This window comes from Streptomyces sp. TLI_185 (assembly GCF_003814765.1).
In the GTDB taxonomy this organism is placed as follows: Bacteria; Actinomycetota; Actinomycetes; order Streptomycetales; family Streptomycetaceae; genus Streptomyces.
The window spans coordinates 3,289,306-3,304,463 of sequence record NZ_RKRB01000001.1; the positions used below are offsets into that span (position 1 = coordinate 3,289,306).

The 15,158-nt window shown below is 70.3% G+C and carries 15 protein-coding genes; 6 read left to right on the forward strand and 9 right to left on the reverse strand.

Annotated elements, in window-relative coordinates:
- Nucleotides 1–2: 2 nt before the first annotated feature.
- Both EDD92_RS14950 and EDD92_RS14955 read right to left on the reverse strand, forming a co-directional pair.
- Entirely contained in the window at nt 3–1,079 is a 1,077-nt protein-coding gene (locus EDD92_RS14950) for a Zn-dependent alcohol dehydrogenase (RefSeq protein WP_123964771.1), read from the reverse strand.
- Between the two features lie 43 nt (nt 1,080–1,122).
- The gene (locus EDD92_RS14955) at nt 1,123–1,980 is read right to left on the reverse strand and encodes a MaoC/PaaZ C-terminal domain-containing protein (protein ID WP_123964772.1); all 858 of its coding nucleotides are present in this window, start codon (nt 1,978–1,980) and stop codon (nt 1,123–1,125) included.
- A gap of 255 nt (nt 1,981–2,235) precedes the next feature.
- On the opposite strand from EDD92_RS14955, the gene EDD92_RS14960 reads away from it, so the two are divergent.
- Genes EDD92_RS14960 through EDD92_RS14970 form a run of 3 tightly spaced genes read left to right on the forward strand, consistent with a single transcriptional unit; the run spans nt 2,236 to nt 5,183 of the window.
- Nucleotides 2,236–3,171, forward strand: a complete 936-nt coding sequence (locus EDD92_RS14960) for an ABC transporter ATP-binding protein (protein WP_123964773.1) — start codon at nt 2,236–2,238, stop codon at nt 3,169–3,171.
- Nucleotides 3,171–3,887 carry an ABC transporter permease gene (locus EDD92_RS14965; RefSeq protein ID WP_123964774.1) on the forward strand — a complete coding sequence of 239 codons (717 nt, stop codon included), beginning with the start codon at nt 3,171–3,173 and terminating at the stop codon, nt 3,885–3,887. Before EDD92_RS14960 ends, EDD92_RS14965 begins: the two co-directional genes overlap by 1 nt.
- A 15-nt stretch (nt 3,888–3,902) precedes the next feature.
- A complete protein-coding gene (locus EDD92_RS14970) occupies nt 3,903–5,183 on the forward strand; it encodes a sensor histidine kinase (RefSeq protein ID WP_123964775.1) in 1,281 nt (426 codons plus the stop codon).
- Here the strand turns inward: EDD92_RS14970 and EDD92_RS14975 are convergent.
- Nucleotides 5,161–6,708, reverse strand: a complete 1,548-nt coding sequence (locus EDD92_RS14975; protein WP_123964776.1) for an alpha-L-arabinofuranosidase B — start codon at nt 6,706–6,708, stop codon at nt 5,161–5,163. The two genes, EDD92_RS14970 and EDD92_RS14975, sit on opposite strands and share 23 nt — an antisense overlap.
- 261 nt (nt 6,709–6,969) lie before the next feature.
- Here EDD92_RS14975 and EDD92_RS14980 point away from each other — a divergent pair, with 261 nt between their 5' ends.
- On the forward strand, nt 6,970–7,602 hold the full coding sequence (locus EDD92_RS14980) for a response regulator transcription factor (RefSeq protein WP_123970399.1): 633 nt from the start codon (nt 6,970–6,972) through the stop codon (nt 7,600–7,602).
- Nucleotides 7,603–7,638: 36 nt separating this feature from the next.
- On the opposite strand, the gene EDD92_RS14985 is transcribed toward EDD92_RS14980, so the two are convergent.
- The 4 genes from EDD92_RS14985 to EDD92_RS15000 all read right to left on the reverse strand — a co-directional run bounded on the left by EDD92_RS14985 (nt 7,639) and on the right by EDD92_RS15000 (nt 11,796).
- Nucleotides 7,639–8,463 (reverse strand): hypothetical protein, encoded by an 825-nt coding sequence (locus EDD92_RS14985; RefSeq protein WP_185124022.1) that lies wholly within the window; start codon nt 8,461–8,463, stop codon nt 7,639–7,641.
- Nucleotides 8,463–9,005 carry a SigE family RNA polymerase sigma factor gene (locus EDD92_RS14990; protein WP_123964778.1) on the reverse strand — a complete coding sequence of 181 codons (543 nt, stop codon included), beginning with the start codon at nt 9,003–9,005 and terminating at the stop codon, nt 8,463–8,465. Before EDD92_RS14990 ends, EDD92_RS14985 begins: the two co-directional genes overlap by 1 nt.
- Nucleotides 9,006–9,056: 51 nt before the next feature.
- A complete protein-coding gene (locus EDD92_RS14995; RefSeq protein WP_185124023.1) occupies nt 9,057–10,487 on the reverse strand; it encodes an MFS transporter in 1,431 nt (476 codons plus the stop codon).
- A 73-nt stretch (nt 10,488–10,560) separates the two neighbouring features.
- Nucleotides 10,561–11,796: a thiolase C-terminal domain-containing protein gene (locus tag EDD92_RS15000; RefSeq protein WP_123964780.1), complete on the reverse strand. Its 1,236-nt coding sequence runs from the start codon at nt 11,794–11,796 to the stop codon at nt 10,561–10,563.
- Between the two features lie 183 nt (nt 11,797–11,979).
- Between EDD92_RS15000 and EDD92_RS15005 the strand changes: the two genes are divergently transcribed.
- The gene (locus EDD92_RS15005) at nt 11,980–13,716 is read left to right on the forward strand and encodes an MFS transporter (RefSeq protein WP_123964781.1); all 1,737 of its coding nucleotides are present in this window, start codon (nt 11,980–11,982) and stop codon (nt 13,714–13,716) included.
- A 174-nt stretch (nt 13,717–13,890) separates the two neighbouring features.
- A complete protein-coding gene (locus tag EDD92_RS15010; protein WP_123964782.1) occupies nt 13,891–14,580 on the forward strand; it encodes a class I SAM-dependent methyltransferase in 690 nt (229 codons plus the stop codon).
- On the opposite strand, the gene EDD92_RS15015 is transcribed toward EDD92_RS15010, so the two are convergent.
- A complete protein-coding gene (locus tag EDD92_RS15015) occupies nt 14,555–14,815 on the reverse strand; it encodes a Txe/YoeB family addiction module toxin (protein ID WP_123964783.1) in 261 nt (86 codons plus the stop codon). The two genes, EDD92_RS15010 and EDD92_RS15015, sit on opposite strands and share 26 nt — an antisense overlap.
- The gene (locus tag EDD92_RS15020) at nt 14,812–15,087 is read right to left on the reverse strand and encodes a type II toxin-antitoxin system Phd/YefM family antitoxin (protein WP_123964784.1); all 276 of its coding nucleotides are present in this window, start codon (nt 15,085–15,087) and stop codon (nt 14,812–14,814) included. Before EDD92_RS15020 ends, EDD92_RS15015 begins: the two co-directional genes overlap by 4 nt.
- Nucleotides 15,088–15,158 lie beyond the last annotated feature (71 nt).

The following is a 15,158-nucleotide window of genomic DNA, read 5'->3' on the forward strand; positions in this document are numbered from 1 at the left end:
CGTCAGATCTCGATGCACGTGCGCAGCGCCGTGCCCGTCCGCATCTGGTCCAGCGCCTCGTTGATCTCGCTCAGCGGCACCCGGTGCGTGATCAGGCCCTCCAGGTCGACGCGGCCCGCCCGCCACAGGGCGATGGTCCGCTCGTAGGAGCGCAGGACGTCGCCGCCGCCGTACATCGACGGCAGGATCCGCTTCTCGTCGAAGAACAGCTCGAACATGTTGAGCTGCAGGAAGTCGTCCAGGGCGCCCGCGCCGACGACGACGAGCGTGCCGCCGCGCCGCGTGTTCTCGTACGCCGTGCGGGCGGTGGCCGACTTGCCGACGACCTCGAAGACGTAGTCGAAGCCCTCGCCGCCGGTGACGTTCTGCTTGGCGTCGGCCAGCTCGTCCGGCGAGACCGCCTTCGTGGCGCCGAACTTGAGGGCGGACTCGCGGCGCGAGGCGACCGGGTCGACGGCGACGATCTCGGCGGCCCCCTTGAGCCGCGCCCCCTGGATCGCGGAGATGCCGACGCCGCCGCAGCCGATGACCGCGACCGACGAACCGGCCTCCACGTCGGCGGTGTTGAGCGCGGCGCCCAGACCGGTCGTGACCCCGCAGCCGATCAGCGCGGCGATGTCGAAGGGCACGTCGTCCGGGATCGGCACCGCACAGCCCGCGTCCACGACGACCTCCTCGGCGAAGGTGCCGGTGCCCGCGAAGCCGAAGACGTCGCCGCCGGGGCGGCGGAAGTTGGGGGTGCCCGCGTTCATGAACCCGGCCAGGCACAGCTCGGTCTGCCCGCGCTTGCACGCCGGACAGGCGCCACAGGCGGGCAGCCAGCAGACCACGACCCGGTCGCCCGCCTTCACATGGCTGACGCCTTCGCCGACTTCCACTATCTCGCCCGCGCCCTCGTGCCCGGGCACGAACGGCGCCGGCTGCGGCAGCACCCCGCTCATCGCCGACAGGTCCGAGTGGCACAGCCCGGTGGCCCGCACCCGGATCCTCACCTTGCCGGGCCCGAAGCCCGTCGCCTCGACATCCTCGAAGACCTCTAGTTTGTCCTGGCCGATCTCGTGCAGTACGGCTGCGCGCATGGTGCGGGCTCCCCTCAACTGCCTGCTTCAACTGCCTGCTGGATCAAGAGTGTTCGACGATCGTGTCGGCGAGAACGGGCGCGTCGTCCCGCTCGACGGCGCTCACGGCGACCCTGACGGACTCCGGCGACTGCCACATCCGGATGCGCAGCGTCTCCCCCGGGAACACGACGCCCGCGAACCGGGTGGCGTACGACCGCACCCGGGTCACGTCCCCGCCGAGCAGCGTGTCGACGACCGCCTTGAGCGTCATGCCGTAGGTGCACAGCCCGTGCAGGATGGGCCGTTCGAACCCGGCGGTCTTGGCGAAGTCGGGGTCGGCGTGCAGCGGGTTCCAGTCGCCGGAGAGGCGGTAGAGCAGGGCCTGGTCCTCGCGGATGGGGCGCTCGACGGTGCGGTCGGGGTCGCCGGTGGGCGGGTCCAGTCGGGTGGAGGGGCCGCGGTCGCCGCCCCAGCCGCCCTCTCCGCGTACGAAGATCTGGGCGTCGTTGGTCCACAGGGGGCCGTCGGCGTCGGCCACCTCGGTGCGCATGACGAGGACGGCCGCCTTGCCCTTGTCGTACACGGCGGCGATACGGCCGGTTGCGGTCGCGGTGCCCTCGACGGGGATCGGGCGGTGCAGGGTGAGCAACTGGCCGCCGTGCAGGACGCGGGCCAGGTCCACGTCGACGCCGGGCATGGACAGGCCGCTGATCACCCCGGGCGAGCCGTTGCCCGCGACGGTGGCGAAGCTCGGCAGGACGTGCAGCCGGGACTCCAGGGTGTAGCGCAGCTCGTCGGGATCGGTCGCCGGGATGCCTGCCCCGATGCCCAGGTGGTAGAGCTGGACGTCCTTGCGGTCCCAGGTGATCTCGCCGGACCGGGGTTCGGCGGCGAGGGCCTTCGCTGCGTCGATGGGCATACGGCTCCTGGTGGCTCGGATGGTTCAAGACCTCGGCGCGGCCGTCCGCACCGTCGGCCGCGACCGAGGTCGTCACGAGTACCGATCTAGAACGCGTTCCAGTCCGGCGCCCTCTGTATAGCCCAGCGCTCCGCACTTGTGAAGGCTCCTGACACTGTGTCAGCTGTGTGCGCGGCCGGCCGTGACATTTGTCCTGCCGGAGTCCGTACAAGAGCATCTGCCGGGCGGGAGCCTGGTCTCCGTAGCGTCGTAGGCATGACGAAGACGACAGGGACGACGAGCGGGAGGACGGCCGGGGCGCCGCCCGCCGTGTCCTTCACGGGGGCGGTCAAGACCTTCGGCGGCGTGCGCGCCCTGCAGGGCGTGGACCTGGAGATGTCGCAGGGCGAAACCGTGGCCCTGCTCGGCCGCAACGGCGCCGGCAAGTCGACGACGATCTCCCTGCTGCTCGGCCTGAACGAGCCCGACGAGGGCACCGTGCGGGTCTTCGGCGCTCCCCCGGAGCAGTCGGTGCGCGCCGGGCGGATCGGCGCCATGTTGCAGGAGGGGCGCGCGGTGCCCCGGGTCACCGTGCGGGAACTCGTGTCCTTCGTGGCCGGCCGCTACCCGGACCCGATGCCCGTCGCGCGTGCCCTGCAGCTGGCCGGGATCACCGAGCTGGCGGGGCGCCGGGTGGACCGGCTGTCCGGCGGTCAGACGCAGCGCGTGCGGTTCGCCGTGGCCCTCGCCGGGAATCCCTCGTTGATCGTCCTGGACGAGCCGACCGCCGCGCTGGACGTGGAGGCGCGGCACGCCTTCTGGGCGTCGATGCGCTCGTACGCCCGTCTCGGCCACACCGTGCTGTTCTCCACCCACCATCTGGAGGAGGCGGACGCGCATGCCGACCGCATCCTCGTCATCGACGAGGGCCGGATCGTCGCGGACGGCACCGGCGAGCAGCTCAAGCGGTCGGTGGGCGGCAGCCTGGTCGCCTTCGACCTCGCGGGGCAGGGCACGGAGGGCCTGGAGCTGCTGCCGGGCGTGCGGTCGGTGGAGGTGCGCGGCGAACGGGCACGGTTGCGCACCGACGACCCGGACGCGACGGTGGTCGCGCTGGCCGAACTGGGTGCGATACGCCGCCTGGAGGTCGCGCCCGCCTCGCTCGACGACGCGTTCCTGGCCCTCACCGCACGTGTGACGGAGGCGGCGTGATGCTGGACTATCTGCGGCTCGAAGTGCGCCGGACCCTGCGCGACGCGGGTTTTGTGATCGGCGGGATCGCGATGCCGGTGCTGATGTATCTACTGTTCACCAACCTCGGTGCAGACGACGGGAGTTGGAAGACGGGGGCGATGGTCGGCATGGCGGGCTACGGCGCCGTCGGCTGCGCCCTCAACACCGGCGGCGGGGTCGCCGAGGACCGGGCGATCGGCTGGCTGCGGCAGCTTCGGGTGACTCCGATGACCCCGCGCCAGGTCGTCGTCGGCCGGACGCTGACCGGCTCGGTGACGGTGCTGCCCGCCATCCTCGCGGTGCTCGCAGCGGGCGGCCTGGTCAACGGCGTACGGCTGGAGGCCTGGCAGTGGGCGGCGGTCGCGGCGCTGCTGTGGCTGGGCTCGCTGCCCTTCACCCTGCTGGGCCTGGGCAACGGCTACCGGCTGACCGGGCAGACCACCGGCGTGACGAACATGGCGTGCAACCTGGGCCTCGCGGTCCTCGGCGGCCTGTGGTTCCCCGTCACCCTGTTCCCGGACTGGCTGCGCACACTGTCGGCGTACACGCCCACCTATCGCTTCGCCCAGCTCGGCACCTCGGCGGCGGAGGGCCGTTCACCGGCTCTCGGCGCAATCGCGGTGCTGACCCTCTGGCTGCTGGCCTTCGGTTCGTACGCTGTGCTGTCGTACCGGCGGTCCGGACGGACCGCCTGAACGGGGGAGCGAGAGATGTTCTGGATGCGTGGGGTCCGCTGCCAGATGCGCGAATGGCGGGTGGCGCGGGAGCGGTGGCGCGCGGACATGCGGGCCTTCAGGGACGCACAGAAGGAGGCGCGCCGCACCGGCGCCGAGGTACCCGAGCACCCAGGTCCGCCGCCGACCGCCTTCTCCCTCTTGCCCTGGCTGCTGATGGGGATGGGGGCCTTCTCCAACCTCTTCCAGGGCAAGACCCCCAACCCGTGGATCGGCGGCCTGGGGCTGCTCGCCTTCAACTCCCTCTACATCTACGTGGCGACCCGAGCCTTCGTGAAGGAGAAGCGGCAGGCGGTCGCCACGCGGGTGGCGCTGGCCCTGATGGCCGCGATCACATGCGGTCTCGCCGGCGGCTACGGCGACAGCTGGCTGCTGTTCTTCCCCCTGCTGGGCCTGGCGACGGGCGCGGCGCTGCGGGGCGAACACCTGCGCTGGGCCGGCACCGGCGTCGCCCTGCTCGCCGGGGCGGTCTGCGCCGCCCGCGACGGCTGGAACGGCCTCAACATCGCTTACGCCACCTGGATCTCGACCATGGTGACGGCGGCGATCCTGTCCCTCTCCGAGGCCGTACGGGAACTGCGCGCCGCCCGCGAGCAGTTGGCGCATCAGGCCGTCGAGAAGGAGCGCCTGCGCTTCTCCCGCGACCTGCACGACCTGCTCGGGCACACCCTGTCGGTGATCGTGGTGAAGTCGGAGGCGGCCCGGCGGCTGGCCCCGCGGAACCTGGACGCCGCGCTCACCCAGATCGGCGACATCGAGTCCGTCGGCCGCCAGGCGCTGACGGAGATCCGCGAGGCCGTGACCGGCTACCGCGAGGGCAGCCTCGCCACCGAACTGGACCGGGCCCGCTCGGCCCTGTCCGCGGCGGCCGTCGAACCGGTGGTCCTCCGCTCGGGCGCGCCCCTCGCCCCGCAGACCGAGGCACTGCTGGGCTGGGTGGTGCGGGAGGCGGTCACGAACGTCCTGCGGCACGCCGGCGCCACGCGCTGCGAGATCACCGTGCACAGCGGCCCCGAACGCGTCAGCCTCACGGTCGCGGACAACGGGGAGGGCGCCCCTTCCACGGCCCCCTCCCCGTCCTTGCCCGGCATCGGCGGCACCGGCCTCAAGGGACTGACGGAACGCCTCGCGGCGGCCGGAGGCTCCTTGCGGGCCGGCCCGTCGCCGCGAGGCGGTTTCACCGTCACCGCCGAACTCCCCGTGGAGGCCGGCGACGCGTCCGAACCCGTGGCGGCTACGGCGCCCAGGGCGTGCTGACGACCCAGCTCACGTCGTTGGTCCAGGACGTGGAGCTGTCCCAGGTGTTGGAGCCGCCGTTGCTCGCTATGTAGACGTTGAAGTTGTAGTGGCGGAGGAACTTGGTCGGATAGTTGTACGAGGCGAACGAGGTCCCGGTGCCGCTCTTGCCGGTCGTCGGGCAGAAGGTCGCGTCGGATCTGAACTGCGCTGTGCCGTCCATGGGTTGCCGCAGCAGCTGGTAGTTGTAGTGGCGCAGGAAGTCACCGGGGTAGTTGCGCGACTCGAAGGAGACGCAGGAGCTGCCGGCCAGGCCCCGGCGGACGATCCAGGTGGCGTCGTTCTTGTCGAGCGTCGAACTGCTCGAGGTGATCGGGGAGATGACCGCCGCGTTGTTCTGGTGGCGGATGTAGTCGCCCGTGCAGCACGAGGTCGTCGCGCGCAGGGAGATCTCCGAACCGGGGGTCAGCGAACCGGAGGAGCCGGTCGCACCGCCGTAGCCGACGGAGACGATGTTCGCCTGCACCGAGTTGTCGGCGGCGTCGGTGGGGATGCCGGAGGTCATGACGCCCTCGAAGAAGGACCCGATGGAGCCGTTGCTGTTGTCGCCGCCGGTGCCGAGGACGATCGCGCCCTCCTGGTGCATGGGCGAGTAGCCGCTGGTGGTGGGTTCACCGCGGGAATAGGTGGTGGTGAGGCCGCCCGATTGGGCATTGCCGTACTTCAGCGCGAAATGGTCCTGCCCGTTGTTCTTCAGCAAAGCCGTCACGAAGGGCATAGGCCCGGTGCCGGTGTTCGAGGTGTTCTTGCTGTAGCCGGAGTCCGACTGGAAGAGGCCGTTCTCCAGGTCTGCCTGCACCCAGGGGCCGCCGCCGTAGCACGGGGAGAACCAGCACTCGGTGCCGAAGTTGATGGCGTCCATGTGGCCGTTGCCGGTGTCCTTGTTGTTCGTCTCGGCGTTGCCGTAGTCGAAGCAGCACCTGCCGTTGACGTGGGTGCCGGAGGTCACCATGTACATCCCCTCGGCCTGCCCGTTGACGGCGACACCGGAGGTGGAGTTGTCCCGGTAGCCCATGCCGGCCGAGATCTCGAGGCCGTAGACCTGGTGCCCGCCGACGGTCACCGGCAGGGCGTCGGCAGGTGCGCCGACATCGGCCGCGCCGGCCCCGCCGGCCCCCTCGACCGTCAGGTCGTTGTGGCGCGAGGACTGGTCGTAGATCTTGGTGATGATGCAGGTGGTGCCCGAACAGAAGGAGTCCTGGGCGGCCGCGTTGGCATACCCTCCGGCGGCCAGCAGCCCGATGTTCGCGGTGGCGCCGTCCGAGGCCCGCTGCACCTGGTAGAGCGAGCCGTTGTACGACGAGTAGAGCGCCCTGACGAGGCTGTGCGCGGCGACGCAGGGGGTGCCCGCGGCGGCGTAGATGTCGCAGGGCAGCGAGCCCGCCGCCTGCGCCTGCGGCACGCCGGCCGCGAGCGCCAGGACCGTGACAAGCGCGGAGAGCGCGGCCAGGGCCGCGGTTCTGAGTCTGGAGAACCTGGAGAACAAGGTGGAGCCTCCTTCATGTCCGACATGCCGAACACTGTTCGACCGAAATACCGAACCTATTTCAACGATCGAAATGCCGAACAATTGCGGGTGGGGACGCACGCACAGGAATTGCAAAGGCGAACTCCCAATGCAGACGCGATTGTTGGGCCGAAGTTGGAGGCCGTCAAGACTCGCGGAACGGAACAATGACAAGTCTTTAGACGAGCCTTTAATCGGGCCGCGGTGGCGTCCGCGCCCTACTCTTGGACCGTGAACGAGATGCCCCGGGATCACCGGCCGTCGAAGAACGTGCGGGTCCTGCTCGCCGAGGACCAGGGAATGATGCGGGGCGCGCTCGCCCTGCTGCTCGGCCTGGAGGAGGACCTGGAGGTCGTCGCCCAGGTCGCGGCGGGCGACGCGATCGTGGACGCCGCGCTCACCCACCGGCCCGACGTGGCCCTGCTGGACATCGAGCTGCCGGGCATGAGCGGCCTGGACGCGGCGGCCGAGCTGCGCAAGCAGGTCCCGGACTGCCGGGTGCTGATCCTCACCACCTTCGGGCGGCCCGGCTATCTTCGCCGCGCGATGGAGGCCGGAGCGGCCGGCTTCCTCGTGAAGGACGGCCCCGTCGAGGAGTTGGCGGCCTCGATCCGCCGGGTGCTGACCGGCGAGACCGTGATCGACCCCGCGCTCGCCGCCGCCGCGCTCAGCGCCGGGCCGAGCCCCCTCACCGCCCGCGAGTGCGACGTCCTCAAGGCGTCCGTGGACGGTGCGACGGTCGCCGACATCGCCGCCAAGCTGCACCTGTCCGAGTCGACGGTCCGCAACTACCTCTCGTCCGCCATCGGCAAGACGGGCACCCGCAACCGCATGGAGGCGATGCGGGAGGCTCGTCAGCAGGGGTGGCTGTGACCTTCACCCCGGCCCCCACTACTTTGACCACCTCGACTACTTCGTCACGAACACCGACTTGAAGCCCGTGCCCTTCGGCGCCAGGCACACGAACCAGTTGTCCGGGGAGCCGTCGGCGGGTCGGATGCCCTGCGGGAGGCCGTTGTTGACGTAGACGTTCGCCGCAACCTTGTGGACCTTGGTGCTCGTACCGTCCTTCCAGTTGCAAGTGACCTCCTGGGCGCTCTTGGCAACCCGCCCGACCACTAGGCGCACGGGATCCTGGGAAGCGGGCTGCAACCGGACCGAGCCGGACATCAGATCCGTGCCCGACTGCCCGTCCCCCTTGGCACGCGTGCCCCAGGTCACCAGCGACCGCTGGTCCCCATAGCGCCTCTCCACGAAGTAGGTGCTCTTGCCGATCAGGTCGGAGGCCTTGCGGACTTCGCCGGGGAATTCCCCGTACTCAGTCATGGCGGTCAACTGGGTCTGCGCTTCTTCCGCATTGCGCGGCGCGGCCCACACGTCGACGGAGACCTCCCAGTCCTGTCCGTCCTCGCTACCGCTCGCCAGCATCGTCCCCTGCGGCTCGTCGAGCTTCGGCGTCGCGGTCGTCGTCGGCGGATGCGTCGCCACCTGCGCCCCCCGATGCCCGTCCCCGTCACCCGGCAGCCCCGCAAGCGCCAGCGTCCCAGTGGAGCCGACGATCGCCAGTGCCGCCGCCGTGGCCACCGCCCAGCGCCGGGCCCTGCGCCGCCGTCCACCGCGGATCACCGCCTGGGTGGGGGCTATACCGATCTCGACCCCGTCCGCCGCGTCGGCGAGCAGCAGGGCGATGTCGGTGTTCGTCATGTCGTGGTTCGTCTCCCGGTCCGCGCTCATCACTTACGCCCTCCCCCACTTGTCACCATGTCCGCCAGTCCCGGTATGGCGCGGAGTTTCGCGATCCCCTTGGCCGCGTTGCTCTTCACCGCGCCGACGGAACAGCCCATCGCCTCCGCCGTCTGTGTCTCGGTGAGGTCCTCCCAGTACCGCAGGACCACCGCCTCCCGCTGCCGCAACGGCAGCTGGGCGAGCGCCTTCAGCAGGACGCCCCGGTCGTCGGCCTGGGCGATGTGGTCACCCGTGTCGGCGACCTCGCGCACCAGCCCCGAGTCGTCCTTCGGCGCCAGGAACTCCCGCAGTTTTCTGCGGTGTTTGCGCGCATGGGCGTTGATCATCACGCGCCGTACATACGCCTCCGGGTCGTCCGCCGAGCCGACCCGGCGCCAGGCCACGTAGACCTGCTCGAGCGTCGACTGGACCAGGTCCTCCGCGGCGTGCTGTTCCCCCGTGAGGAGAAATGCCGTGCGCAGCAGCCGCGGCCAGCGGCCGGTGACAAAGCTCTGGAACTCCTTGTCCCGAGCTTCCTTGCGATCCCCCATGGGCACCTCCTAGATGTACAAAGGAGTCCATGAGCAGCCCGGACCGTTGCCTCACCCTGCAGAACTCTTCGAAATTGTCCGCGGCAGCCACACCAGCATCAGCACCGCCCCCGCGAGCAGCACCCCAGTGCCCGTCCTGAACACCAGCGCGTACCCCTCCGTGAGCGCCCCCGGCGTACCGCTGCCCGCCGTGCGCGTCGCCGCGATCGTCGACATCACCGCGAGCCCCAGCGAACCGCCCATCGTGCGCGAGGTGTTGACCACCCCCGACACCAGCCCGGCCTCCCCGGGAGCCGCCCCGGACGTGGCGAGCGCGGCGAGCGGGGTCGCCGTGAGGCCCGCCCCCAGCATCATCAGGATCCCCGGGAACATGATCTCGGTCAGATAGTCGCCCTGCGGCGTCATCATCGACTGCCAGGCGAAGCCCACCGCAGCCAGGAGAGTCCCGAACACGGCCACGTTCCGCGCGCCGAACACCGGCAGGAAACGGGGCGCCGACTTGGACCCGAGCAGCACCGCCAGGGAACTCGGCACCAGCGCCAGCCCGGCCTCCAGCGGCGTATAGCCGAGTACGTTCTGCGCGTACAGCGTCATGAAGAACCACATGCAGAACATCGCGGACCCGTTCACGAACATCGCCGCGTTCGCCGACGACACGGCCCGCACCCGGAACAACCCCAGCGGCATCAACGGCGCCGCCGTACGCGCCTCCACGACCAGGAACAGCGCGATCAGAGCCGGCCCGGCGGCCAGCGGCACGACCGTGGCCACCGCCGTCCACCCCTCCGCCTCCGTCTGCGAGATCCCGTACGCCAGCGTTCCGAGCCCCGCCGTCACCAGCAGCGCACCCGGCAGGTCGAGCCGCCGCCCGTCCCCGTTCCGGCTCTCCACCAGCCACCGCATCGAGCCGGCAAGCACCAGCGCCCCGACCGGCACGTTGATCAGCAGCACCCACCGCCACGACAGCTCGTCCACCAGAGCCCCGCCGACCAGCCCGCCGGCCGCTCCACCACCGGCCCCCACCGCGGTCCAGGTCGCGATCGCCCGCGCCCGCGCGGCCCCCTCCGGAACGGCCGACGTGAGAATGGTCAGCGTCGAGGGCGCGAGCACCGCCGCCCCCAGCCCCTGCACGGCACGCGCGACCAGCAGTTGACCGCCCTCCTGCGCCAGCCCGCCACCGAGCGAGGCAGCAGTGAACAGGGCAAGCCCGACCAGGAACATCCGCTTGCGCCCGTACAGGTCCCCGGCCCGCCCGCCGAGCAGCATGAACCCGGCGAAGGCGATCGTGTACGCGTTCACCACCCACTGCAGCCCCTGCGGGCTCAGCCCCAGGTCGGCCCGCATCGACGGGAGCGCCACATTGACGACCGATATATCGAGCACCACCAGGAACTGCCCGGCGCAGGCAAGCGCCACGACCAGCCAGGTGGGAGGAGTGGTCCGGCGGGACGAGGCCCGGGTGGCATCAGCGGCTTCCAGCATGCCTGTCATGCTCTCAACCGGGTTACGCTCCTTGCATCGGGATTTCGCCGGACCCGGACGTAGTTCGCAGGACCTACACCGCCCGCACGAGCGTCACCACCGCCGCCCCGCCCAGCCCGATGTTGTGCGCGAGCCCGACCTGCGCGCCCGGCACCTGCCGCTCCCCCGCCTCACCCCTCAACTGCCACACCAGCTCGGCCACTTGGGCAATCCCGGTCGCCCCCAGCGGATGCCCCTTGGAGATCAGCCCGCCGGACGGGTTCACCACCCACCGCCCCCCATAGGTCGTCGCCCCCGACTCGACGAGCTTCCCGGACTCCCCCTCCCCGCACATCCCGAGCGCCTCGTACGTCAGCAGCTCGTTGACGGAGAAACAGTCGTGCAGCTCTACGACGTCCACGTCGCCGATCCCGAGCCCGGCCCGCTCGTAGACCTGCCGTGCCGCCTCCCTGGACATCGGCTGCCCCACGACGTCGATGCACGAGCCGGACGCGAAGGACTCCTCCGTGTCGGTCGTCATCGCCTGCGCCACGATCTCGACCGCTCTCCCGCCCAGCTCCCGCCGCTCCACGAACCGTTCCGACACCACGACCGCGGCCGCCGCGCCGTCCGACGTCGGTGAGCACTGCAGCTTGGTCAGCGGCCGGTGGACCGTGCGCGCGGCAAGGATGTCGTCCACCTCGTACACGTCCCGGAACTGCGCGTACGGATTGTGCGCCGAGTGCCGGTGGTTCTTGGCGGCCACGGCGGCGAGCTGCGCCTCGGTCGTGCCGTACTGCTCCATGTGCTCACGGGCCGCGTCGCCGAAGATCTGGGCGGTGGGCGGGGTCATCTCGAAGCCATGGCGGGCGGCCATGATGCCGTAGTGCTTCGCCACCGGGGATGTCGCGCTCCAGTCATTAGCGGCTCCGCCGCGGGCCCCCCCGTCGGCACCCCCGCCCAGCGCCCCCTTCTTCATCTTCTCGAAGCCCAGCGCCAGTACGCAGTCGGCGGCCCCGCCCTCGACGAGCTGCCGGGCCAGCATCAGGGCGGTCGAGCCGGTCGCGCAGTTGTTGTTGACGTTGTAGACGGGGACGCCGGTGAGACCCAGCTCATACGCGGCGCGCTGCCCGGCGGTCGAGGGCTGGAAGCAGTACCCGACGGGAACCTGTTCCACATCGCCGTACGAGATCCCCGCATCGGCCAGGGCGGCACCACCGGCCTCCCGCACCATGTCCCAGTACTGCCAGTCACGGGTCTCGGGCTTCTCGAACCGGGTCATCCCGACCCCGACGACGTAAGCCTTCGTGGCGGTGCGGTATGCCTTCATGGCGCGCGAGACTAGAACACGTTCCACCAACCCGCCAGGCCTGACGGCTGATCAGATTCCCATGACCGGGTCAAGAATTCATTAGAGACCCGAAGCAACGGAATAGTTGCCTGTGCATACGAGGTTTACCCAGCACTTATCTCGCACAGCTCTTCATCTCGTACGGCCTGGAGGCCTCACTCAATGACGCACACGACGACCGAACAGCCCGCCCGGCGGGCGAGCGGGGCCGTGGTCCCGGTACTCGCCTTCGCGGGCATCGTTGTCGCGGTGATGCAGACCCTGCTCGTCCCGGTCATCAAGGACCTGCCGCAGCTGCTGGACACCGCACCCAGCAACGCCACCTGGGTCCTGACCTCGACGCTTCTCTCGGGAGCCGTCGCCACCCCGATCATGGGCCGCCTCGGCGACCTCTACGGCAAGCGGCGCATGCTGATCCTCAGCCTCGCCGTGATGGTGGTCGGCGCTCTGATCAGCGCCCTCACCAGCGAACTGCTCACAATGATCGCCGGCCGTACGCTCCAGGGCTTCGCCATGGGCGCCATCCCGCTCGGCATCGGCCTGATGCGCGACATGCTGCCCCGCGAAAAGCTCGGCTCGGCGATGGCCCTGATGAGCTCCTCCATCGGCGTCGGCGGCGGCCTCGCCCTCCCCCTCGCGGCCCTGATCGCCCAGCACGCGGACTGGCACGCCCTCTTCTACGGCGCCGCGGGCCTCGGCGCCCTCTCGATCCTCCTCACCCTCCTCGTCGTACCGGAGTCCCCGATGCGCGCCGAGGGCTCCTTCGACGTGCTCGGCGCACTCGGCCTCTCGGCCGGTCTGGTCCTCTTCCTCCTGCCGATCACCAAGGGCAGCGACTGGGGCTGGACCTCCGGCACCACGCTCGGCCTGTTCGGCGCGTCGGCCGTCGTACTGGTCCTGTGGGGCGTGATGGAGCTGCGCGTGGCCGCGCCGCTGGTGGACCTGCGGACGACGGCCCGCCCGGCGGTCCTCTTCACCAACCTCGCCTCGATCATGGTCGGTGTCTCCTTCTACGTCGTCTCCCTCGTCCTTCCCCAGCTGCTCCAGCTCCCGAAGGCGACCGGCTACGGCCTCGGCCAGTCGATGGTCGTCGCGGGCCTGCTGGTGGCGCCGCTCGGCCTGACGATGATGTTCACGGCGCCGGTCTACGCCCGCCTGTCCGCGAAGTACGGCCCCAAGGTCACCCTGATCCTCGGCATGCTGATCATCGCGATCGGCTACGGCGCCGGGCTCGGCCTGATGAGCGCGGCGTGGCAGAGCCTGGTCATCGCGGTGGTGCTCGGCGCGGGCATCGGCCTCGCGTACTCGTCCCTGCCCGCGCTGATCGTCGGCGCCGTCCCGGCGTCGGAGACGGGTGCGGCGAACGGCCTCAACACGCTGATGCGCTCGATCGGTACGTCCGTGTCGAGCGCCGTCATCGGCATGGTGCTGGCCAACACCGCGAACAACGTCGGCGGCGTGGCGATCCCGACCATGCACGGCTTCCGCGTCTCCTTCCTGATCGCGACCGGCGCGGTCGCCGTCGGTCTGCTGATGGCCCTGTTCCTGCCCAAGCCGAACCGGGCGCCGCAGCTGCGCGCGAGCAGCGAGGAGGACGACGCCGTCGTGGAGCGGGCGGAGGAAGTCTTGCGCGGTTTCCGTGGCCGGGTGCTCGGTGCCGACGGCGTTCCGGTGGCCCGGGCGAAGGTCACGCTGATCGACCGGCGTGGCCGGCAGGCGGGGGCGACGTTGTCCGAGGAGGACGGCAGCTACGCACTGGCCGTGCCGGCGCAGGGGGCGTATGTGCTGGCCGCACGGGCTTCGGGGCACGGGCCGCTTGCTTCTTCTGCGACGCACTCCGGTGAGGACGGGGCAGTGGACGTGGATCTTTCGTTGCCCGGCGAGGCAGTGACCGCTTAGCGCCTAGTGGGATGCCACGGTGGGCCGCCGGGCGTCTGCGGGTTCGTTGTGGCTTGTCGCGCAGTTCCCCGCGCCCCTGAAAGCCAAAAGCCGTGCCGCACCCCCGGTCGAATCAGTGACCGGGGGTGCGGCAGCATGGGGGCCGCAGACGTACGTACGACCGGGAGGAACCCCATGGCCGCGGCACCCAAGCCGGAGATCCTGGCCGCGTTCGAGGCGGCGAAGGGGTTCATGCCCGTCGACGAGGGGCTGGCGCTGTACGCCGCCGCCGTCGAGGCGGGCGCGCTGGGGCTGCCCCTGCTGGAGGTCGGTACGTACTGTGGGCGCTCCGCGATTCTGCTCGCCGACGCCGCCCGCGAGAGCGGTGTCACCGCGCTGACCCTCGACCACCACCGCGGCAGCGAGGAGCAGCAGCCGGGGTGGGACTACCACGATCCGGAGACGGTCGACCCGGAGATCGGGCTGATGGACACGCTGCCGACGTTCCGGCGGACGCTGTACCGGGCCGGTCTGGAGGAGCACGTGGTGGCGCTGGTGGGCCGCTCGCCGCAGATCGCCAAGTTCTGGAACTCGCCCCTCGGCCTGGTCTTCATCGACGGCGGCCACACCGACGAGCACGCCACCGCCGACTACGAGGGCTGGGCCCCCCATGTGGCCGAAGGCGGACTGCTCCTCATACACGACGTCTTCCCGGACCCGAAAGACGAGTTCACCGGCCAGGCGCCGTACCGCGTCTACCTGCGGGCACTGGAGTCCGGCGCCTTCACGGAGGTCTCGGTGACCGGTTCGCTGCGTGTGTTGCGGCGAACCGGTGAGCGTACGTGCCAGGCCGCCGCCCTCAGCTGTAGTGATAGCGGGCTTTGAGGATCTTGACTTCTTTGTCGTCTGCTCGGTAAACGAGACGGCGTTCGTCGTCGATCCGCCGAGACCAGTAGCCGGACAGCTCACCTTTCAGCGGCTCCGGCTTGCCGATCCCTTCGAACGGCGTGCGCTGGATCTCGCCGATCAGCCGCGTGATCCTCCGGGCCGTTTTACGGTCGGCGGCAAGCCAGTACAGGAAGTCCTCCCACCCGTCCGGGTCGAAGGAAACACCCCTCACGCCTCGCCTCCGGCCAAGTCGCGGAGCTCATCCATCGACTTCGCGATGCCCGCCTCACCCGCCTTGTCACGTGCGACGGCCTCCATGAGGCGTCGGGCGTTGGCAGGGGAGCGCAGGAGATAGACGGTCTCCTGCCACGCGTCGTAGTCATCGGCGGACATCAACACGACATCGCCGCTCTTCGAGCTGATCCTCACGGGGGTGTGATCCGTGTTGACGCGCTCGATGAGCGGAAACAGGGTCCGCCTGGCTTCGGTAGCGCTTATCGACATGTGCCGCACTCTCCTCCGGTAGGACACCGTACAGAAGAAAGGTACCGGACCCGTACAGCATTCCCGTACCG